Raw genomic sequence first — 21,086 nt, forward strand, 5'->3', positions numbered from 1 at the left:
CGCTCATTAAACGACAAAGCCCGGCGCGTGGCCAGGCTTTGAGGGGGACTTTGTCAGCAGTCTGAAGCGACGCCAAGGCGCCGCTTCTTCGTTTCCGGTCACACCCGATCAGGCTACCGGAACACTGCAAGACTCACTTCGCAGCGACAGCACCCGCCGCGCCCCAGCTCGGCTCGGGCATCTTGTCGCTGCTTTTGGCCAGCAGCCAGACCACGGCGGCGGCGATCAGATCGAACACCGCCAGCATCACGAACAGCGGGCTATAACCGATCTGCGTGACCAGCACGCCGAACAATGCGGTGAACGCCGCCGCGCCCAGATAGCCCGCCATGCCGCCCATGCCCGTCGCGGTGGCGACTTCGTTCTTGCCGAACATGTCGGACGTGATGGCGTACAACGCGCCCGACAAGGTCTGGTGCGCAAACCCGCCGACGCACAGCAGCGCCACGGCCATATACGGACTCGCGACGAGGCCAACGCAGGCCGGTCCGATCATGAACAGCGCGCCGACCACGAACACCATCTTGCGCGACGTGAACAGCGAGACCTTCGCGTACTTATGAAACAGCGGGCTCAGATAACCGCCGAGCACGCAGCCGATGTCCGCGGCGAGAAACGGCATCCATGCGAACAGCGCGACTTCCTTCAGGTTCATGTGACGCTCGGTCATCATGTAGAGCGGAATCCATGCGTTGAAGGTCTGCCAGGCCGGCTCGGAAAGAATCCGCGGAATACCGATCGCCCAGAAATCGCGGCTCACCAGCATCGCGCGCCAGTTGCGCCGGGGTGCGCCGGAGTCGGTGTGCTTCGCTTCCTGGCCGCTCAGGATGTAGTCGCGCTCGGCGTCGCTCAGCAACCGCTGCTTGCGCGGATGCCTGTACAGCATCATCCACAGCAGGCTCCAGACGACCCCAGCCACGCCGACGATCACGAAAGCCAGTTGCCACTGTCCGCGCAGCAGCGCCCAGACCACCAGCGGCGGGGCCAGCAGCGCGCCGATCGACGAACCGATGTTGAACCAGCCGATCGCCACCGACCGCTCCTTGGCCGGAAACCATTCGCTCGTCGCCTTCACGCCAGCCGGAATGCCGGCCGCTTCGGCCAGACCGAGCAGGCCGCGGAAGAACGCGAGGCTGCGCCACCCGGTCGCCCATGCCGCCGCCGCGCACGCCAGCGACCACGCGAGCGCGAACGCCGCAAAGCCGAGCTTGGTGCCGACCGTATCGAGCACGAAGCCCGCGACCGGCTGCATGAACGCGTAGCACAACTGCCACGCGACGACCACGTGAGCGTACTGCTCGGTGGTGATGTGCAGATCCTTCATCAAGGTCGGCGCCGCGACCGACAACGTGTTGCGCGCGAGGTAGTTGATGATGAGTCCTGCCGCAACCAGACCGACCATCCACCAGCGAATACCCTTGACCTTCATTGCTGCGTCTCCTCGTAATGCCGCGCGTGTCAGACCGCGCGTGCCGCGTTCGCGGACGAGCCATCCGGACCGTCGTCCTTGCGCGAATAATCGATACCGACAAAGCCGCCGCCCTGGAAGCGTTGGCCCAACGCATCCAGCGGATTGGGACGTGCCAGGATTTCCCCGGCGTAGTCTTCGGCGTTCTGGGTCGGCTGATAACCCAGACGCGCAGCGCCGCTGTTGTCCCACCAGCTGCGCGTATTGGCCGACACGCCCCAGATGGTCAGGAATCCGATGTCCTGCGCTTGGACACAGCGGTCGAGGAAATGCATCAGGTCGCGATGGCCGAACCATGTACTCAGGTGGCGCGGCTCGGTCGGCCGTTCGAGGCAACTGCCGATGCGCACGCACACGCTTTCGATGCCGTGCTTGTCCCAGTACATTCTCGCCAGCGCTTCGCCCCACACCTTGCTCAGGCCGTAGAAACCGTCCGGGCGCAGCTCGCAGTCCAGACTGAGATGCTCGGTGACCGGATACATGCCGATCGCGTGATTCGAACTGGCGAACACCACGCGCCGCACGCCGTGCCGGCGCGCGCCTTCATACACTTCGACCAGCCCGCGCAGGTTGTTCTCGATGATTTCTGGCAGAGGACGCTCGACGCTCGTCCCCGCGAAGTGGATCAACACGTCCACGCCTTCGAGCAACCGATCGACCACGGCCGGATCGCGCAGGTCGCCGTGCATCACGTCCTCACCTTCGACGAGTGGCGTCAGCGCTTTCGAGCCTGCCGCCGAACGCAATGGCGTGCCGCGTGCGATCAATGCGGCGCGTACGACGGAGCCGAGTTGGCCGCCGGCGCCACTCAGGGCAATCTTTTTCATGGGGGTTCCTTTACTGCGTTCCTTTACTGCGCCGCATGGGCGATCGGGCTGGAGTACAGCTAGTGGTTGGGCAGTCGCGGCTGGCGCCTGCATCACTCACGGCAAGTTGTACGATAACGTACTATCAACGATGCCAAAAGTGATTTCAATTAGGCATTTACCCTTAGCCACACTACACTGAAGGAAACTTCTCCTTGGCAAACAAGCACATAGGTTGATCCTTTTTATGTGATGTCGTATGACTTGGAGCTCAAGTTTTTCGCGACGCTGCCGAGGGGCGCAGCAGGCAGGACGAGCCGCGCGACGCAACGGCGCGCGGTGCAGCGCAATGCGCGCCGGTCGGCCGATTGCGTGATTGAAGCGCAGGGTGGGATGCACGGCGTGACGTGCGAGGTGCGAGGTGCGTGCACGGCGTGAACGACACCGCGTGTGAAGCGGCTTGCGGGACGCGCGTTCCAGAACGCGCGCAGCGCGACCTGGGCAAACGCGAGTACGACCGCCAGCACGACCGCGAGTGCGGTTGGCCGGCACGACGATCATCACCAGCCCGAACCAACCAATGCCTCGCCGCACTCGCGGCCTCACTGCATCATGAACCAATGAACTCCAGCAGGTCGGCATTCACCTTGTCGGCCTCGACGGTGCACATGCCGTGCTGGCCGCCCGGATAGACCTTGAGCGTCGCGTTCTTCACGATCTTCGCGGTCTGCCGGCCCGACGCTTCGATCGGCACGATCTGGTCATCGTCGCCGTGCAACACCAGGGTCGGCACGTCGATCTTCTTCAGATCCCCGGTATAGTCGACCTCGGAAAACTGCTTGATGCAGTCGTACAGCCCTTTGATCGAACCGGCCATGCCCTGCGCCCAGAACGAATCAATCACGCCTTGCGACACCTTCGCGTTCGGCCGGTTGTAGCCGTAAAACGGCATCGCCAGGTCTTTGAAAAACTGCGAACGATCGTCGACCACGCCCTTGCGGATACCGTCGAACACGTCGATCGGCGTACCGTTCGAATTGTCGGCGGTCTTCAGCATCAGCGGCGGCACCGCGCCAATCAGCACCGCCTTCGCGACGCGTTGCGTGCCATGCCGGCCGATGTAGTGCGCGACTTCCCCGCCGCCAGTCGAATGACCGACCAGCGTCGCGTCCTTCAGGTCGAGATGTTCGATCAGCGCGGCCAGATCGTCGGCGTAGGTATCCATGTCGTTGCCGTCCCACGGCTGCTCCGAGCGGCCATGACCGCGACGGTCGTGCGCAATCACGCGAAAGCCCTTGCTGCCGAGAAACAGCATCTGCGCATCCCATGCATCCGCGGACAACGGCCAGCCGTGCGAAAACACGACCGGGCGGCCCTTGCCCCAGTCCTTGTAGAAGATTGCGGTACCGTCTTTCGCCTTGATCGTGCTCATCTGCTCACTCCTTCTGAATGAAGTCTGCCGCTGCCGGCAGGTGGACGAAGCTTGTCTGCGGTCGAACCGTTCGCGCGGCATAGCGCAGAACGTCCATTGAGGCACGGCCTGCACTGCACCACATCTGCATGACGGAGTCGCGAAGTGTCTCGCGGTTCGCGCACGGGCGCACCGCAATGACTATTCGAAACGATTAACGGGAACAACTGACTGGATGGCTACGCGGCACGCGTATGGGTCAAGCATGCGATCGCTCGACGACGCTGCCGGTTGGCTGCTTGCATCGTAGAGGCAAACCCATCGGTTGGCTAGCCGGTGCAAGCTTGGAAGTCGGTTCGGATCGGCTTGTTGTCGGTTGATGACGAACGCAAGCGCGATGCGTGATTGGCTGCACGCGCACGGCACCTCGGCTAGTCCAGCTGCTCCTGCTGCGCCTCTGCTTCGATCGCCTGCTTCACACGCAGCAGCTGCGCGGCGTGCGCATGCTGATCTTTCTGGATGCGCTCGGTCGGCCCGACCACCGACAGCCCGTAGAGATTGCCGCCGATCGTCACCGCCACCGCGATCGCCGACAATTCCGGCGCGCTTTCGCCGAGATTGGCGCACCAGCCCTGCTTGCGGGCCGCGGCCGCTTGCGCGACGAGCGTGGGCAGATCGGCCACCGTCGCGGCGGTAAAGCGCTCGAACGACAGTTGCGCGCCGAGCGCCTGCTGTTCGGCCGCATCCAGCTCGCCGAAAATCGCCTTGCCAATCGAGTTCGCATGCAAGGGCCGCAATTCGCCTGGGGCACGCGTGTAGCGAATCGCCTTGCTCGATTCCACCACGTCGAGATACACCACGGCGGTACCCTGAATCTTGCCGAGCACCGCGGTCTCGCCGCTCGCATCGCGCAACTGGACCAGCCGTGGATGCACCATTTCGACCACCGGATCCACCGCGTTGATCGCGCTGGCGAGCATCTGCAAGCGCCGCGTCGGATAGTAGCCGCCGCGCCTCCTGACCTCGACCAGATAGCCGCGGCTCACGAGCGTGCGAGCCAGCGCGAGGCAACTCGACACCGGCACGTTCAGCAAACGCGCAAGTTCGGTGAGCGGCAGCGGCCGTTGCTCGGCAGCGAACAATTCGAACAGGTCTAGCGTGCGGGCAACGAGTTTGACATCCATGGCGGTCGGCGGAAAGCTCAGTACGACTTCGGCAGGCCCAGTACTTTCTCCGCGATGAAACACAGGATCATCTGCGGACTCACGGGCGCGAGCCTCGGAATCATACACTCCCGCAGATAACGCTCGACGTGATATTCCTTCGCATAGCCCATCCCGCCGAGCGTGGCGATCGCAGTCTGGCACGACTGGAACGCGGCTTCGGCGGCGAGGTATTTGGCCGCGTTGGCTTCGGCGCCGCAGGGCTCGCCCGCGTCGTACAGCGAGGCCGCTTTGAACACCATCAGGTTGGCCGCTTCGAGTTGCATCCACGCCTGCGCGAGCGGATGCTGGATCGCCTGGTTCTGGCCGATGGGCCGGCCGAATACGACGCGCTCCTTCGCGTATTGCGTCGCGCGGCGCAGCGCCGCCTGGCCGAGACCGACCGCTTCGGCGGCGATCAGGATCCGCTCCGGGTTCAGGCCGTGCAGCAGATAACGAAATCCCGCGCCCTCATCGCCGATGCGATCCTCGAGCGGCACGCGCAGATTGTCGATGAACAGCATGTTCGAATCGACCGCCTTGCGGCCCATCTTGTCGATCTCGCGCACTTCCACGCGCTCGCGATCGAGGTCGGTATAGAACAGCGTGAGGCCATCGGTCGGTTTGGCGCACTGGTCGAGCGGCGTGGTGCGCGCAATGATCAGCATGCGGTTCGCGACCTGCGCGGTCGAGATCCAGATCTTGCGGCCGCTCAGCACGTAGTGATCGCCGTCGCGCACGGCCTGGGTTTTCAGATGCGTGGTGTCGAGGCCGGCATCCGGCTCGGTCACCGCGAAGCAGGCCTTGTCGCGGCCCGCGATCAGCGGCGGCAAGAAGCGCTGCTTCTGCGCTTCGCTGCCGAACACCTGCACCGGGTTCAGACCGAAGATATTCATATGCACCGCCGAGGCGCCCGACAGACCCGCGCCCGAGCCGCTGATCGTGCGCATCATCAGCGCGGCTTCGGTCATGCCGAGGCCCGCGCCGCCATAATCCGCCGACATCGCGATGCCGAGCCAGCCCGCGTCGGCCAGCTCGCGATGGAAGTCGTGCGGAAAGCCGCCTTCGCGATCGCGCGTGAGCCAGTACTCGTCGTCGTATTTCTGGCAGAGCTTTTCGATCGCCGCCTGGATCGACTGCTGGTCTTCTGTGAGTTCGAAATTCATGTCAACGTCCTGTGTAGTACGCGCGCTTCACCACGCGCCCAAAACAACGTCCAAAGCGCACGCTCAAAGCGGAAACACGCCGACCAGCACCGCGGTGAACACCATGATGACGGTGGCGGCGAAAAGAAACGGAATCGTGAACTTCTGATGCTCCGCGAGTTCGACGCCAGTCAGACCGACGATCAGAAACGTCGCCGGCGTCAATGGACTGACCGGAAAACCGGTCGTCATCTGTCCGAGCAGCGCTGCCTGCGCCATCTGGATCGGCGGCACGCCGAGCAGCTTGCCGCTCTCGGCGAGAACCGGCAGGATGCCGAAATAAAAAGAATCGGGATCGAACAGCAGACTGAGCGGCATCGACACGAGCCCGAGCACGAGCGGCATATGGCGCGCATGCTCGACCGGCACGTGCTGCACCAGCAGCTGCGCCATCGCGGTGAGCATGCCGGTACCGGACATGATGCCGGTGAACGCGCCGGCCGCGAGCAGCACGCTCGCCATCATCAACGCCGCCCTGGCGTGCGCGTCGATGCGCTCGCGCTGCTGCCGCACGTCCGGATAGTTGATGATCAACGCCGCGACCGTGCCGATCATGAACATCACCATCGGATCGACCATGCCCGACACCAGCGTGACCAGTACGATCAGTGTCAGCGCCAGGTTGATCCAGAAGCGGCCGGGGCGCCGCAAGACCTGCTCCTGCGGCGTCAACTCGCGCGGCGTCACCGCCACAGCCACGGCGCTCGCGCGATCGAGGCCGAGCCGCTGTTCCTCGCGCTTACCGAGCATGTACGCGGTGCCGAACACGAAGATCAGCCCGACGATCTGCGCCGAGATCATCGGATAGAAAATCGCCGTGCCGGGGATATGCAACGCGGCCGACGCGCGCAACATCGGTCCCACCCAAGGCAGAAAATTCACGCCCGCCGCCATCGATGTGACGCACGCGAGAATCCGCTTGTCGATGCCGAGCCGCGTGTACAGCGGCAGCATCGCCGGCAGCGTCACCAGAAACGTGACCGCGCCGGAACCATCGAGGTGGATCAGCAGCGCGAGCAGCGCCGAGCCCATCACGATCCGCGTCGGATGACAGCCGACCACGCGCAGCACGCCGTTGATGATCGGATCGAGCATGCCCGCATCGGTCAGGATACCGAAGAATAGAATCGCGAATACGAACATGCCGGCCACCGGCCCGATGTTCTGCACGCCGTGCACGACGTACTTGCCCGTCGTCAGCCCGAAGCCGGCAAGCAGCGCCGCGACGATCGGCACGACGATCAACGCGACGAGCGGCGACAGGCGCTTCGTGATGATCAACCCGAATAGCGCGACGATCGCGACTGTACCAATCAGCGCGAGCATCGGACGACTCCTTGCATGCTGGACAACCGGTCGTTACCGGCCGGTCCAAAAGCCAACGGCGAGCGCCGTCCTGCGCAATTCGTGCACATGCTGTCTCCTTGGCGGCACGCAGCCGCGCGTTGTCGTGTAGTTGTTCCGACGGGGACGAGCGCGGTGAAGCGCCCGATAAAGCGGAACCGTCAGCCGTCCGCCTGCGGCGTGCCGAACACCTGCGCGGCGTGCTCGTTGAGCGCCGGCGGTGTGCTGCGATAGGTGGCGGGCGTGCGGCTCAGCTTGATCGGTGACGCGATGCCGCGGTAGGCGCCCATCTCGACCCGCATCGCGCGATGCGCCGTATGCGGATGCTCGAGCGCTGCGCCGAGCCCCAGCACCGGCGCGCACGGCACACCGCGCCGGATCAGCGTATCGGCGAGCAGTTCGCCTTGCCACGACGCGAAGCGCGTCTCCAGCTCGGCGCGCAATTCGCGGCGATGCGCGCTACGTGCCTTGTTGCTGGCAAAGCGCGGATCGTCGGGCAAAGATGGAGCATCGATCACCGCGCACAGCGTCGCGAACTGCGTGTTGTTGCCCACCGCCAGAAAAATATCGACGCTGCCGGTATGGAACATGTCGTACGGCGTGATGTTCGGATGCGCGTTGCCGCTGCGTTGCGGCTCGTTGCCCGAGGAGAACCAGTTCGGCGTATGCGGATGCAGGATCGACAACGCGCTGTCGAACAGCGTCGATTCGACGAACTGGCCGCGGTCGCTCGTCTCGCGCTCGCGCAGCGCCATCAGAATGCCGAGCGCCGCGTTCAACCCCGTAACCAGATCGACGATCGGCACGCCGATGCGCAACGGCGCGCCGCCCGCTTCGCCGTTCACGCTCATCAAACCCGTCAGCGCTTGCACCGCCGCGTCGTAGCCGGGCAACGCGCCGAGCGGGCCATCCGCGCCAAAGCCGGACACGCGGCAATGCACGAGCCTTGGAAAGCGCGCTTGCAGCGTGTCATAGCCGAGCCCCCAGCGCTCCAGCGTGCCGATCTTGAAGTTTTCGACCAGCACGTCCGCGCTGTCGAGCAGGCCCAGCAGCTTCGCCCTGTCACTCTCCTGGCTCAGATCGAGCGCCACGCCAAGCTTGTTGCGGTTCACGCCGATGAAATACGAGGCCGTGTCGCCGTCGAACGGCGGGCCCCAGGTGCGGGTTTCGTCGCCGTTGGGCGGCTCGACCTTGATCACGTGCGCGCCGTGGTCGGCGAGGATTTGCGTGCAATACGGACCGCCCAGCACGCGTGACAGATCGACGATGCGAAGGCCCGCGAGCGAACCCGGCGTGAGATTGAGCAAGACTTGTCTCCTGATGGCCGGCTGAGGGTCGCGGCCGTTAATTCCTGTGTGTGAATAAAACTTTATGTGCAAGAAATAATGAAGTCAAGCAGTTCACGCGCGCCAACACCCGGTGCGCGTCACCGCGCTCAGAGCACGCCGCGTTGCTGCAGCGCGGTCGATTGACGCAGTTTCAGCGCGGACAGCCCGAATACGCACGACAGAATCATCAGGAAAACTTGATACCCATCAAAGGCTTGTCGTCTTAAAAAGCAAAATCGGCCTGATACAAGATGGTTTTTTGACGCACGTCGCGGCGCAGCAAAACTTGCCCTCATCCCCTACGCTTGCGCCATCTGCCAGCCGCAGTGCGCACCGACAACGGTCGACGCGCGTAGTCCGCCTTCGCGGCCAACACGCACATCACGCACAACACGCCCATGAACTTCGCAATATCGGCATTCGATCTCGCCCGCATCCAGTTTGCGTTCACCGTCTCGTTTCACATCGTTTTTCCGGCCCTCAGCATCGGCCTCGCCAGCTTCATCGCCGTCCTCGAATGGCGCTGGCTCAAAACCGGTAAGGCGTACTACAAAGACCTTTGCCTGTTCTGGTCGAAGATCTTCGCAGTGGCCTTCGGCATGGGCGTCGTCTCCGGCGTGGTGATGAGCTATCAGTTCGGCACCAACTGGTCTGGCTTCTCCAGCTTCGCCGGCCCCGTCACCGGACCGCTGTTGATGTACGAAGTGATGACCGCGTTCTTTCTCGAAGCGGGCTTCCTCGGCATCATGCTGTTCGGCTGGCGGCGCGTGAGTCCGCGCGCCCACTTCGGCGCAACGCTGATGGTGGCGATCGGCACGCTGATCTCGACCTTCTGGATTCTCGCGTCCAACAGCTGGATGCAAACGCCGCAAGGCTTCGAGGTCGTCAACGGCCAGGTCGTGCCACTCGACTGGTTCAAGATCATCTTCAATCCTTCGTTCCCGTACCGGCTCGCGCATATGGCGCTCGCGGCATTCATCGTCGCGGGGCTGGTGGTGGCGGCGGTAGGCGCCTGGCATCTGTTGCGTGGACGGCGCGATCCGGCCGTGAAGAAAATGTTCTCGATGGCGCTCTGGCTGCTGCTGATCCTCACGCCGATCCAGGCGTTCGTCGGCGATCAACACGGTCTGAACACGCGTGAATATCAGCCGGCGAAGATCGCCGCGATCGAAGGTCTGTGGGACACCGAAAAAGGCGGCACCGCGCTGAACCTGTTCGGCTTTCCGGACATGCAGGCCGAAACCACGCGCTACGCCGTGTCGATTCCCCACCTCGGCAGCCTGATCCTCACGCATAGTTGGGACGGTGAAATTCGCGGCCTCAAGGAATTCGCGCCCGAGGACCGGCCGAACTCGCCAGTGGTGTTCTGGAGCTTTCGCATCATGGCCGGGCTCGGCGTGCTGATGATCGCGATGTCGCTGGCCGCGTGGGTGTTGCGCCGCCGCGGACGTCTGTTCGAATCGAAGTGGTTCCAGCGCTTCGCGGTCGCGATGGGCCCGACCGGTTTCATTACGCTGCTGGCCGGCTGGGTCACCACCGAAGCAGGCCGCCAGCCGTGGGTCGTGTATGGCGTGATGCGCACCGCGCAAGCCGTGTCGCCGTTGACTTCGCAGCAGGTCGGCATCTCGCTGATGGCCTTCGTGGTCGTCTATTTCCTCGTGTTCGGCACCGGCATCTACTACATGCTCAAGCTGATGCGCTCGGGTCCGGCGCTGCCGGGACACACGCCGCATGGGGTGCCGCAGCATGCGCCGAACCATACGCCGAACCACACGCCGAACCACACTGCGCGCCGCCCGCTGTCCGCCGCCGATCAGTTGATCGACGCCGCGTGATCCGAACCGTGACCCAACCCTCACCCAAACACTTGCGAGAGAAAAAATGGACGTAACCGTCGTGTGGGCCGCGATCATCGCGTTGGGCCTTTTCATGTACGTCGTGCTGGACGGCTTCGATCTGGGGATCGGCATCGTCTTCCCGTTCTTCCCCGACGAAAAGGAACGCGACCTGATGATGAACACCGTCGCGCCGGTGTGGGACGGCAACGAAACCTGGCTGGTGCTCGGCGGCGCCGCGCTGTTCGCGGTGTTTCCGCTGGTGTATTCGACCGTGCTGTCCGCGCTGTATCTGCCGCTCGTCTTCATGCTCGTGTGCCTGATCTTTCGCGGCGTGTCGTTCGAGATCCGCGCCAAGGCCAATCGCACGAAACACTTGTGGGACCTGGCGTTCATCGGCGGCTCGGCAGGCGCGACGTTCTTTCAGGGCGTCGTGCTGGGCGCGTTCCTGCAGGGCCTCCCCGTGATCGACGGCGCCTATGCCGGCGACGCGTTCGGCTGGCTCACGCCGTTCAGCCTGCTGACGGGACTCGGCCTCGTCGTCACGTACGCGCTGCTCGGCTGCTGCTGGCTGGTGGCGAAGACCGAAGGCGATCTGCAACGCCGGCTGCATCGCGTGGTGTGGCCGCTCACGGTGGTGCTGCTCGGCTTCATCGCGGTGGTCAGTCTGTGGACGCCGCTACAGGACCCGAGCATCGCGCAACGCTGGTTCCATGACGGCCTGTTCTATCGTCTGCTGCCGGTGCCGTTCCTCGTGGCGATCTGCACGTTCTTCATGCATCGCGCGGTGCGCTCGCGCCATCACAACACGCCGTTCGCGCTCGCGCTGCTGCTGGTGCTGCTCGGCTATGCGGGACTGCTGGTGAGCCTGTGGCCGTATGCGATTCCGTCGAGCGTGACGCTGTGGGAAGCGGCCGCGCCGCGCTCGAGCCAGACCTTCACGCTGGCGGGCGCAGCGGTGATTCTGCCGATCATCGTCGCCTATACGACGATGGGTTATTGGGTATTCCGGGGCAAGGTGCGTCATGACGACCAGCATTACTATCACTGAACCGGGCGGCGCCAGCGCCGCTCGCAACGCGCCCCCGGCGCCGGGCCGCAAGCTGCCGGGCTGGCTGTGGTTCATCGTGCTATGGTGTGTCGGTGTGGGCTCGGCGATGTCGCTCGGTTTCGCGTTCAAGCTGCTGATGAATGCGACGTTATTTGCAATCAAATAAAGCGCTTGCGCCATTCGACCCGGCGCGCATAAGCCACCGAGTCCCGCGCGGACAGCTTCAAAAAAGGGCCGCGCAGCTCGTCTACGTAGCAAGCCGGAACCGGTGCGCGACCGACCTGCCTCGCCGATGACGTGGCGCATCGAACCAGCCGGCGATCGTGCAGATACCGCGTCACCTGTGTGGCTCGACGGCGCGGCACGTCACGGGTCATCATAGACACGTGGGCAGCCGACCATGATGCGTTTCACGAGGCTAGAAGTAAAACCTTTACAACGGCGGTAGTCCACAACGGGCAGGCCCGACTCGCGGAGACATCATGAAGTTTCTTGTGGCCGACGACCATGAATTGATCCGGCAAGGCGTCAAGGGCATGCTGCGCGGTTTCGATCCCGACGCCCAGTTCGACGAAGCCGATAGCTGGGAAAGCCTCTCCGCTGCCGCGCGTCCCGACGCCGATCACGATCTGGCGATCGTCGATCTGCATATGCCGGGCATGATCGGCGCGTCGTCGCTCGAAGCGCTGCTGAAGGCGAATCCCGCGCTACCGGTGGTAGTGCTGTCCGCCGAAGAGTCGCCGGACGAAATGCGCGCGGTGCTGGCCGCGGGCGCCCTCGGCTTCGTGCCGAAACGGCAGCCCGCCAGCGTCATGCTCAAGGCGATCGAACTGGTGCTGTCGGGCGGCGCTTATGTACCGATGGAAGCGCTTAGCCTGCTGGGCTCGCGCGAGTCGGCGGCGGGCGAGCCTGCCGACGCGGCCACTGGCTTGTCGACCCACGACACGGCGGCGCAACCCGCGGCTGGTTCCAGCCTCGGCAGCGCTACGCTCACCGAACCGATCACGCAGGTGTCATCGCTACAGCCGCATCAGCAGCATCTGCTGGAGAACCTGTCGCCGCGTCAGCAGGACATCATGCGGCTGGTTCATCGCGGCTGGACCAACAAGATGATCGCCCGCGACCTGGGCGTTGCGGAAGGTACGGTCAAGGTGCATCTGTCGGTGATCTTCCGGGCGCTCGGCGTGCATAACCGGTCGACGGCGATCGCGGTGATCAACGGCTGGCTGGAAGCGGGCAAGAGCTTGTAGCTTCCGCCTGCTGAACGAAGCGGGCGAAGCGGGCGATGCGCGGCGATGGCAGCCATTCCAGCTGCCCACCCATTGCCGCCTGCCTGCCCTTACTTTTGCGACTCGCTGTGGGACTGCGTCTGCGAGCCCACACCCGCGATTCCCGCCGGCGCGCTCACTGCGACGCCCGCGGGCATGCTCACCGTGGCGCCTGTCGCGCCAGGCGTCGCCTGCGCCGGCATCGCATCGCGCGATACATCAGCGCGTGATACATCGTCGCGCAACGGCAGCGCGGCCGCCGTCCTGCCCTTGTCCAGCTCAGCCTGCTGCCACAGCATTTCGAGCGTGCGCCGCAAACGCGCGGGCGTCACCGGCTTGTGCAGCACCGGGATGCCCTGCAACGCAAGCGCCGTCAGTTCCGCCGATGCCACGTCGCCCGTGATCAGCAACGTCACCACGTTGTCGTGCCCCGCGCGTGCGAGCACGCCGCGCACGGCCGCCAGCGCCTGCGCGCCGGTCCGGTGATGGGCGAGCTGGTAATCGCATAGCACCGCGTCGGGCACGAAGCCGCTGTCGAGCGCCGCGAGCGCCTCGTGCTCGTCACGCGCGCCGAGCACGCTGCAACCCCAGCGCCCCAACAGGCTCGCGAGGCCTTCGAGAATCGACGGCTCGTCGTCGATGCACAACACGCGCCGCCCACGCGCCGACGGGCCGCCCGCCACCGCTTCGTTCAGGCTCGCGACGATCCCGCCGGCATCGCCCGCCTGCACCGCAAACCGGAACGCCGAGCCACGCCCTGGCGCCGAGCGTAGCTGCAGTTCGCCGCCGAGCAGGTTCACCAGCCGCTTCACGGTCGGCAAGCCGAGACCATGGCCCTGGCGCGCGTCGCGGTGCGGATTGGCGACCTGATAGAACTCCTCGAAAATATGCGCCTGCTCTTCGGCGGCAACGCCGATGCCCGAATCGCGCACTTCGATATAGCCGCCCGTCGGCCGCCCGGCGCGACGAAAACCCAGCCAGATCGCGCCTTCCTCCGTGTAGCGCACGGCGTTCGAAAGCAGGTTGCTCAGCACGCGTTCGAGCAGCACCGGATCGTCGTACACGACCATCGTGGTCGGCGCGATCCGCAGCGCGAGTCCCTTGGCCGCCGCCTGCGGACGATACTGGCTGCCGACCCGCTCGAACAGTTCGGAGAGCCGGAAATGCAGACGGATCACCTGGGTCGCGCCGCTTTCGAGCCGCGCGAGATCGAGCACCTGGTTGAACAGCTGGTTCAACGCCTCGACGTTGTAGACGATGTGCTCGGCGGTCTTCGCGTGCTGCGTGGACATCGCGGCCGGGTCGTTGAGCGACGCCGCGAGCAGGCCGATCGCATGCAAGGGCTGCCGCAAGTCGTGGCTCGCGGCGGCAAAAAATCGCGTCTTGGCAAGACTCGCTTCCTCGGCGACCCGCTTTTGCGCCGCCAGCGATTCCGCCAGGTATTGCTGATCGACTCGCGCCTGCACGACCTGGCGAAACAGCTTGCGATAACTCATCGCATAGACGTTGATGGCGCAAAAGAAAAACGCGAGGACGATCGCGAGAATCGTGCGGTCGAACGTATGCGAGCCGAAGTGCAGCACGATCGCCGGAAACAGCAGGAACGGAATCGCGGTCGCAAAATTCAGCAGGTCGAAACCGTTCGACATGAACACGCCGGCCGCGAGCGTCACGAGCATGACCGTGTGCAGCAGCGGCAAATCGGCCTGCGGACTCTGGAACGCGAACCACACGGCGAAACCAGGCATGCTGTACAGAAGCACGCCGCGCAATGCGTGCAGATAGATCCAGTCGCGCGGCGAGACGACATGCGGATAGCGGTGATTGAAGATCCACAGCGCGAGGCCGCCGCAATTGGCCAGCGCATAGAAACCGAAGCACGCGATGAACAGCGGCGGCGACGGTATCCGCGGCCAGTAGATCGCCACCAGCACCGCGATCGAAAACCAGTGCGAAAAGAAAGCAATCGGATCTTGTGCGTACAGCATGCGCACCAGGTCTTCGTCGATTGCACGCTGGATCGGGTCGGCCCGCATCGCGCGGTCTCCTTGTCGGGCACGGCAATTTCGGTGAGGTAGCGCGCGAGCCCAGTGGCCCGATCGGTACGGGCCGGGCGTGCTGCGCGACACAACCGCAGAGGGCGCCGCGGCATCGTGCAACGGCCATGCAACTGCGCGGCGATCGTATGCAGCCGATGCCCTCACATCAGACGAATCGGGTATTTCTTGTCCGCAGGTTTACCCGGCAGTTTACCCATCAGCTACCACTTAATCCATATAGGCGAAGCAGTTGCCGCAAACCATACTGCATTCACTTTCCAGCGCGGCTTCACAGCTCCATCGCTCACTTCCCGGCCCGCAGTCGAGGCTCACCGCGCTCCTTGCCTTACCCCTGACGGAGGTTTTCATGGGCGCCGTTCCGAGCCACGAGTTCGTCCGCAATCTCGACGACGCGATCCTGCCCGACCTGTGGCGCCGACGCACCCGCTTATCCGCCGACGAAATGGTGTCGATGGTCGAACTGGTCAAGCGGGCGCTGCGGACCTATCACCCACTCGAATTGCAGGCGCTTGGCGAGGACAAGGAAGAACTGGTCGCCCAGTTCATCTACGCGAAGGTGCTGCGCCTCGCGCCGGGGCACACGGAGACCCACGCGTGCGCCGACAGCGCGCCGTCCAACGGCTACGCGCTGTGCGCATACTTCCGCCGCTATCTGATCGACTGCCTGCGCAGCGCCGGCCATCAACGCAACGTATCGATGGAGAACGAGGGCATGGCGCAGGAAATCGATCTGCACGCGCATGCGCTCGAGGACCCGATCGAAAGCGTGCTGCTGCAGTACGGCCTCGACGAACAACGCGTGCGGCTCGCGGCGCGCGCTTTCATCGACGGACTCGACGAGCCTGAACGCATCGTGCTGGCCGGCAGCCTTGGCTGGTGCTCGGAAGGAAAAGGCGGGCTGTCGGCAGTCGCAGCTCAGCATCGGGTGCCCTCGTATCATTATCGCGCCGTCAAACTTGGCGTCACCATGAAGAAGACGGCCGGCGCAGAAGATTTTTCCAATACCAAGATCGGCCGCTGGCTCACCGACGTGCTCGGCATCACGATCAACCTCGACAATCGCGCCGTGATTCTGCTCGCGCTGAACCTGCTCGCCGCCGAATCGAGCGACAGCGAAATGAATGAAGCAGCCGCGTAAGACTGCCTGATCTGGCGGCTGGCGTTCGACCGCCGCCACTTCTTCTCGCCGCGAACCTGACGCGTCATGTCCGCGCGAGTCGCGCTTTTTTTGTGCGCGCGTACCGACTACCATGAAAAAGCTGTCGCGCCGCACCGTCTTTCTTCCGAAGTTCGACGTCCCCTTCCCCGCAGTCGATTCCAGACGAGGTGGTCCAGATGAACCGCTTATCGAGCGCGCCGACGGCGCGGCAACAGCACTATGACGTCATCGTAGTGGGTTCGGGCTATGGCGGTGCGATCGCCGCGAGCCGCATGGCGCGCGCCGGGCGCAGCGTGTGCGTGCTCGAACGCGGACGCGAGTTCATGGCTGGCGAATTTCCGCGCACGCCGTTTCAGGGCGCCGAGCAGATCCAGTACAACACCGCGGCCGCGCAGCTCGGCTCGCCGCTGGCCTTGCTCGAAGTACACGTGAATGAGGACGTGAACGCGGTGGTCGGCTGCGGTCTCGGCGGCACCTCGCTGATCAACGCGAACGTCGCGCTCGAAGCCGACCCGCGCCTGTGGGACGACCCGCGTTGGCCGGCCGAGTTGCGTGCCGATCGCGACGGCCGCACTCTCGGCTATGCGCTCGCCCGGGCGATGCTGCAGCCCTCGCCGGTCCCGCCGGAATTTCCAGCGCTGCCGAAATTGCAGGCGCTCGAAAAGTCGGCGCAGGCGCTCGGCATGGCCGAGCAGTTCAGCCGGCCGCCGATCACCGTCACCTTCGAGGATCGTACGAACGCCGCGCACGTCGAGCAGAAGGCGTGCGTCGGTTGCGGCGACTGCAATTCGGGCTGCAATTACGACGCGAAGAATTCCACCCACATGAACTACCTGCCCGATGCGGTCACGCACGGCGCGCAGATCTTCACAGGCGCCGCGGTGCATTCGGTGCTGCGCGACCCCGACACGCAGCAGTGGAAAGTCGGCTTCCAACTGGTGCGGCTCGGCCGCGAAAGCTATGACGCGCCGGATCTATTCGTGAGCGCCGAGATCGTCATCGTGGCGGCCGGCACGATCGGTTCGACCGCATTGCTGTTGCGTTCGCGCGAGCAGGGACTGACCACCTCCGACATGCTCGGCCAGCACTTCACCGGCAACGGCGACGTGCTCGCGTTCGCGTACAACACCAACGACGTAATCAACGGCGTCGGCTGGGGCGCGCACCCGAAGGGCGAGATTCCGCCCGTCGGACCGACCATCACCGGGCTCATCGATCATCGCAACACGGATAACGTCAGGGACGGCTACGTGATCGAAGAAGGCTCGCTCGCCGGGCCGGTCGGCGCGGCGCTGGTCGGCATGCTCGGCGCCGCCGCGCCGCTCGAGGGCGTGGATGTCGGCGGCCCGCGATCGCCCGATGAGCGGCTCGCGTACGACGCACGCGTGATCGAGAGTGTGCTGCGCGGGCCCTATCATGGCGCGCTCAACCACACGCAAAGCTACCTGGTGATGGCGCATGACGACGAAAGCGGCCGCATCAGCGTCGACGCTCACGGCCGCGCACGCATCGCATGGGAGAACGCCGGCGCTCAGCCCATCTTTGCAACGATCGAAGATGCATTGAAGCAGGCCACCGTGCCGCTCGGCGGCAAATACCTGCGCAATCCGATTTCCACCGAGATCCTCGGCAGGCGGACCGTCACCGTGCATCCGCTCGGCGGCTGCGGCATGGGCGAGGATGCCGCGCACGGCGTGGTCGACCACCTGGGCCGCGTCTTCAGCGGCGCGGCGGGTAACGCCGTGCATGATGGCCTGTACGTGATGGACGGCGCCGTGATGCCGATGTCGCTCGGCGTCAATCCACTGCTGACCATCTCCGCGCTGGCCGAACGCAATTGCGCGCTGCTCGCCGCGTCGCACGGCTGGCCGATCGACTACGAGTCCAAAGGCACTGCCGCGCCGCCGCCCGCGCAGCGCATCGGCTTGCGCTTCACGGAGACGATGGTCGGCACCTACACGCCGGTGGTCGCGGGTGAGGCCGCCGCGAGCCCGATCGAGTTCACGCTGACCGTCGAATCGGACGATCTCGCCGACATGCTCAGTAATCCACAGCATCTTGCTCACACGGCCGGCACTCTGACCTGCCCCGCGCTTTCCGCGCAACCGATGACCATCTCCGATGGCACGTTCAACCTGTTCGTCGTCGACGAGTCGGACGTGGACGAGCGCAACATGAACTACCGCATGACGCTCGACAGCGTCGAAGGCAAGACTTACTACCTGAGCGGGCAGAAGATCATCACGCGCACATCGCCGATCAATTTGTGGGAGCAGACCAATACGCTCTATGCCGAGCTTCGCGAGTCCGCGCAAGCCGACGCGCCGGTGATCGGCAAAGCCACGCTGATCATTACGCCTGAGAACTTCCTCAAGCAGCAACGCACGCTCGAAGTCACGAACGCGCCCGATCTGGAGACGCGCCTCGAATGGACGCTGAAGTTCGGCAAATTTTTCGCGGGCGTGCTGTTCGCCGAATACGGCGGTGTGGCCTCGCCGCTGCAGTTCGTCGACCCGAAAGCGCAGCCGCGCCTGAAGCGGGCGCTACGCGCGCCGGCGCCGCAAATCGTCTTCTTCGATACGCCTGACGGCACCAGACTCAGGCTCACGCGCTACGTCGACCCCGCCAACAAGGCGGCGCGCCCGGTGCTGCTGATTCATGGCTCGGGCGTCTCGAGCCGCATCTATTCCACCGATCTGATCGCGACCAACATGGTCGAATATCTCAGTGCGGCCGGCTACGACGTCTGGCTCGTCGATCTGCGCGTCAGCATCGAGATGCCGAGCGTGATGGTGCCGACCAACGTCGACAAGGTGGCCCGCGAAGACATCCCGGCCGCCGTCGCAAAAATTCGCGAGGTGACCGGCGCGGCGGAGATTCAGGCGCTGGGGCACTGCCTGGGCGGACTATCGCTGAGCATGTCGTTGCTGTCCGGCCTCAAAGGCGTGCGCTCGGCGGTCATCTCACAGGTGTCGGCGCATCCGGTGCCCGGCACGCTGGAGAAGATCAAGGCCGGCCTGCACGTCCCAGACATCATGGAGTTTCTCGGCGTGCACGATCTGACCGCGTATACGCAGCATGAAAAGTGGCCACACAACCTGTTGGACGAAGCGCTGCGCCTCTACCCGCTCGATCATGGCGAAGGCTGCGGCAACCCGATCTGCCATCGCGCGACCTTCATGTATGGCCTGCTCTACGAGCATGAAAAACTGAACGAGATGCTGCATTCGAACTTGCAGGAATTGCTTGGCGTGCACGATATGGAGGTATTCAAGCATCTGGCGGCCATGGTGCGAGCGGGCAAAGTCGTCGATGCCAACGGCCGCGATGTCTACCTGACGGGGACCGACGGCATGAAGGGGCTGGAAGGAATGCGCCTGCCGATCGGCTTCATCCACGGTGATAGAAACGAAACCTATCGACCGAAAAGCACCGAGCTGACGTTCGACATGCTGGTCAAGCACTTCCCCGAACAGCCCTACGAGCGGCATCTGATTCCGGGCTATGGACACATCGACTGCATATTCGGCAAGAACGCGTCGGTGGATGTTTATCCGGTGATCAGGCGGTATCTGGACGCGCATTGATGCGGGTCGATCGCGACGTCACGAATACCGCTGCGAGGCGGTGTCGTGGCAACGCGAGACGGCGTCGGTGATGGTGTCGAACGCGTTGGCTCTCGCGCCGGCGCTTCGGTCTTTCATGTCGCAACGTACGCATCGGGCGTGCGCGTAGATGCGACGCTCATTTCGTCCGCGAGCGGGGGTCGTCGCGGTGGATCGGCACGACCTGCCGCAAGCGTCGCCAGGACGCGAGGGGCATACGGCGCGGTGCGCAAGATAGCGATCCTGTCTGTACAAATAAATGGGGCTCGACCCACACAACATGTATAGACAATTAAATCTGAACACAAGCACGCCTCACGTGCGACGGCCCTGTATGGCCCAAATCCCCATGATATTCAGGCGCTCCGCTACAGTCCTGGTAGAAAACCCTAGTTGTGGCCTCGCATCTGGACAAGTATCTTGTATGTACAAGTTGATGACGCAGCTGAATCGCGTCACCGAAACTTGTCATGTCTATACAAATTGACGCATTGCCCCGACGTCTGCGAGACGCTTCCCTCCCATGGCGTTTAGCATAACTAAGTACATTCCCGGAGATTTCATGAAGAAGTTCGCTCTGTGTATCGCGCTCGCGGCCATCGCCACCGGTACCTACGCAAAAGACTTATCCACCATCCGCTTCGGGGTCGACGCAAGTTATCCGCCGTTCGAATCGAAGGGCGTTGACGGCAAGCTCTCCGGCTTCGACATCGATCTTGGCAACCAGATCTGCGAACGCCTGAAGGCGAAGTGCGTATGGGTCGAAAGCGACTTCGACGGCCTGATCCCGGCGCTGAAGGCGAAGAAGTTCGACGGCGTGCTGTCGGCGATGTCAATGACACCGCAACGCGCGGAACAGATCAGCTTCTCCTCGAAGCTCTTCAACACACCGACACGCCTCATCGCGAAGAAGGGCTCGAGCTTGCTGCCGACGCCGGAAGCGCTGGCCGGCAAAACGGTTGGGGTCGAACAGGGCACGACTCAGGAGACGTACGCGAAGACCTATTGGGAGCCGAAGGGAGCGAGAGTCGTGTCGTATCAGAACCAGGATCAGGTCTATACCGACCTGCTCTCCGGACGTCTGGACGTGGCGTTGCAGGATGCGGTACAGGCCGACAACGGCTTTCTGAAGACGCCGCGCGGCGCGGGCTTTCAGTTCGCCGGCCAGGCGATTGTCGACACGAAGATCCTCGGCAATGGCGCCGGCATTGGTCTGCGCAAGGACGATGCTGAGCTGAAGGCGAAGATCGACAACGCCATCGCCGACATCATCAAGGATGGCACCTATAAAAAGATCGCGCAGAAGTACTTCAGCTTCGACGTATACGGCAGCTGATCACTTCC

Annotated in this window: 15 protein-coding genes; 7 read left to right on the forward strand and 8 right to left on the reverse strand. The window is 63.9% G+C overall.

The annotated features are described in order from the left end of the window. Positions 1-133: 133 nt before the first annotated feature. The 7 genes from BN2475_RS23395 to BN2475_RS23430 form a co-directional block, all read right to left on the reverse strand. The gene (locus BN2475_RS23395) at positions 134-1,429 is read right to left on the reverse strand and encodes an MFS transporter (protein WP_094781865.1); all 1,296 of its coding nucleotides are present in this window, start codon (positions 1,427-1,429) and stop codon (positions 134-136) included. A 29-nt stretch (positions 1,430-1,458) separates the two neighbouring features. Continuing rightward, on the reverse strand, positions 1,459-2,295 hold the full coding sequence (locus tag BN2475_RS23400; RefSeq protein WP_094781866.1) for an NAD-dependent epimerase/dehydratase family protein: 837 nt from the start codon (positions 2,293-2,295) through the stop codon (positions 1,459-1,461). Between the two features lie 589 nt (positions 2,296-2,884). Then, positions 2,885-3,706, reverse strand: a complete 822-nt coding sequence (locus BN2475_RS23410) for an alpha/beta fold hydrolase (protein ID WP_094781868.1) — start codon at positions 3,704-3,706, stop codon at positions 2,885-2,887. A gap of 410 nt (positions 3,707-4,116) precedes the next feature. Further along, positions 4,117-4,869 carry an IclR family transcriptional regulator gene (locus tag BN2475_RS23415; RefSeq protein ID WP_094781869.1) on the reverse strand — a complete coding sequence of 251 codons (753 nt, stop codon included), beginning with the start codon at positions 4,867-4,869 and terminating at the stop codon, positions 4,117-4,119. Positions 4,870-4,886: 17 nt separating this feature from the next. Next, positions 4,887-6,053: an acyl-CoA dehydrogenase family protein gene (locus tag BN2475_RS23420; protein ID WP_094781870.1), complete on the reverse strand. Its 1,167-nt coding sequence runs from the start codon at positions 6,051-6,053 to the stop codon at positions 4,887-4,889. 63 nt (positions 6,054-6,116) lie between these two features. Further along, positions 6,117-7,418 carry a CitMHS family transporter gene (locus tag BN2475_RS23425; protein ID WP_094781871.1) on the reverse strand — a complete coding sequence of 434 codons (1,302 nt, stop codon included), beginning with the start codon at positions 7,416-7,418 and terminating at the stop codon, positions 6,117-6,119. A 179-nt stretch (positions 7,419-7,597) separates the two neighbouring features. Continuing rightward, a complete protein-coding gene (locus BN2475_RS23430; protein WP_094781872.1) occupies positions 7,598-8,743 on the reverse strand; it encodes a CaiB/BaiF CoA transferase family protein in 1,146 nt (381 codons plus the stop codon). A gap of 419 nt (positions 8,744-9,162) precedes the next feature. Here BN2475_RS23430 and BN2475_RS23435 point away from each other — a divergent pair, with 419 nt between their 5' ends. The 4 genes from BN2475_RS23435 to BN2475_RS23450 all read left to right on the forward strand — a co-directional run bounded on the left by BN2475_RS23435 (position 9,163) and on the right by BN2475_RS23450 (position 12,900). Further along, a complete protein-coding gene (locus BN2475_RS23435) occupies positions 9,163-10,599 on the forward strand; it encodes a cytochrome ubiquinol oxidase subunit I (RefSeq protein WP_094781873.1) in 1,437 nt (478 codons plus the stop codon). Between the two features lie 46 nt (positions 10,600-10,645). After that, positions 10,646-11,650 carry a cytochrome d ubiquinol oxidase subunit II gene (cydB, locus tag BN2475_RS23440; RefSeq protein ID WP_094781874.1) on the forward strand — a complete coding sequence of 335 codons (1,005 nt, stop codon included), beginning with the start codon at positions 10,646-10,648 and terminating at the stop codon, positions 11,648-11,650. Beyond that, on the forward strand, positions 11,625-11,816 hold the full coding sequence (locus BN2475_RS23445) for a hypothetical protein (protein ID WP_094781875.1): 192 nt from the start codon (positions 11,625-11,627) through the stop codon (positions 11,814-11,816). The genes cydB and BN2475_RS23445 overlap by 26 nt, the downstream gene beginning before the upstream one ends. Before the next feature lie 316 nt (positions 11,817-12,132). Further along, positions 12,133-12,900: a response regulator transcription factor gene (locus tag BN2475_RS23450; protein WP_094781876.1), complete on the forward strand. Its 768-nt coding sequence runs from the start codon at positions 12,133-12,135 to the stop codon at positions 12,898-12,900. 89 nt (positions 12,901-12,989) lie between these two features. Here BN2475_RS23450 and BN2475_RS23455 read toward each other — a convergent pair whose 3' ends face one another. Beyond that, positions 12,990-14,954 carry a hybrid sensor histidine kinase/response regulator gene (locus BN2475_RS23455; protein WP_143325859.1) on the reverse strand — a complete coding sequence of 655 codons (1,965 nt, stop codon included), beginning with the start codon at positions 14,952-14,954 and terminating at the stop codon, positions 12,990-12,992. A 370-nt stretch (positions 14,955-15,324) separates the two neighbouring features. Here BN2475_RS23455 and BN2475_RS23460 point away from each other — a divergent pair, with 370 nt between their 5' ends. The 3 genes from BN2475_RS23460 to BN2475_RS23475 all read left to right on the forward strand — a co-directional run bounded on the left by BN2475_RS23460 (position 15,325) and on the right by BN2475_RS23475 (position 21,078). Continuing rightward, complete coding sequence (locus BN2475_RS23460; protein WP_094781877.1) at positions 15,325-16,116, forward strand: hypothetical protein; 792 nt, start codon at positions 15,325-15,327, stop codon at positions 16,114-16,116. A 197-nt stretch (positions 16,117-16,313) separates the two neighbouring features. Further along, a complete protein-coding gene (locus BN2475_RS23465) occupies positions 16,314-19,724 on the forward strand; it encodes a GMC family oxidoreductase (RefSeq protein ID WP_094781878.1) in 3,411 nt (1,136 codons plus the stop codon). 580 nt (positions 19,725-20,304) lie between these two features. Next, positions 20,305-21,078, forward strand: coding sequence for an ABC transporter substrate-binding protein (locus BN2475_RS23475; protein WP_094781879.1), 774 nt, complete (start codon positions 20,305-20,307; stop codon positions 21,076-21,078). Positions 21,079-21,086 lie beyond the last annotated feature (8 nt).

Source organism: Paraburkholderia ribeironis, from assembly GCF_900019265.1.
Taxonomy (GTDB): Bacteria; Pseudomonadota; Gammaproteobacteria; order Burkholderiales; family Burkholderiaceae; genus Paraburkholderia; species Paraburkholderia ribeironis.

What these genes read in the sequence shown, in the direction of transcription:
- BN2475_RS23395 (WP_094781865.1), bottom strand. Translation starts at nt 1,429, where the DNA reads ATGAAGGTCAAGGGTATTCGCTGGTGGATGGTCGGTCTGGTTGCGGCA.
- BN2475_RS23400 (WP_094781866.1), bottom strand. Translation starts at nt 2,295, where the DNA reads ATGAAAAAGATTGCCCTGAGTGGCGCCGGCGGCCAACTCGGCTCCGTC.
- BN2475_RS23410 (WP_094781868.1), bottom strand. Translation starts at nt 3,706, where the DNA reads ATGAGCACGATCAAGGCGAAAGACGGTACCGCAATCTTCTACAAGGAC.
- BN2475_RS23415 (WP_094781869.1), bottom strand. Translation starts at nt 4,869, where the DNA reads ATGGATGTCAAACTCGTTGCCCGCACGCTAGACCTGTTCGAATTGTTC.
- BN2475_RS23420 (WP_094781870.1), bottom strand. Translation starts at nt 6,053, where the DNA reads ATGAATTTCGAACTCACAGAAGACCAGCAGTCGATCCAGGCGGCGATC.
- BN2475_RS23425 (WP_094781871.1), bottom strand. Translation starts at nt 7,418, where the DNA reads ATGCTCGCGCTGATTGGTACAGTCGCGATCGTCGCGCTATTCGGGTTG.
- BN2475_RS23435 (WP_094781873.1), top strand. Translation starts at nt 9,163, where the DNA reads ATGAACTTCGCAATATCGGCATTCGATCTCGCCCGCATCCAGTTTGCG.
- cydB (WP_094781874.1), top strand. Translation starts at nt 10,646, where the DNA reads ATGGACGTAACCGTCGTGTGGGCCGCGATCATCGCGTTGGGCCTTTTC.
- BN2475_RS23445 (WP_094781875.1), top strand. Translation starts at nt 11,625, where the DNA reads ATGACGACCAGCATTACTATCACTGAACCGGGCGGCGCCAGCGCCGCT.
- BN2475_RS23450 (WP_094781876.1), top strand. Translation starts at nt 12,133, where the DNA reads ATGAAGTTTCTTGTGGCCGACGACCATGAATTGATCCGGCAAGGCGTC.
- BN2475_RS23455 (WP_143325859.1), bottom strand. Translation starts at nt 14,954, where the DNA reads ATGCGGGCCGACCCGATCCAGCGTGCAATCGACGAAGACCTGGTGCGC.
- BN2475_RS23460 (WP_094781877.1), top strand. Translation starts at nt 15,325, where the DNA reads ATGGGCGCCGTTCCGAGCCACGAGTTCGTCCGCAATCTCGACGACGCG.
- BN2475_RS23465 (WP_094781878.1), top strand. Translation starts at nt 16,314, where the DNA reads ATGAACCGCTTATCGAGCGCGCCGACGGCGCGGCAACAGCACTATGAC.
- BN2475_RS23475 (WP_094781879.1), top strand. Translation starts at nt 20,305, where the DNA reads ATGAAGAAGTTCGCTCTGTGTATCGCGCTCGCGGCCATCGCCACCGGT.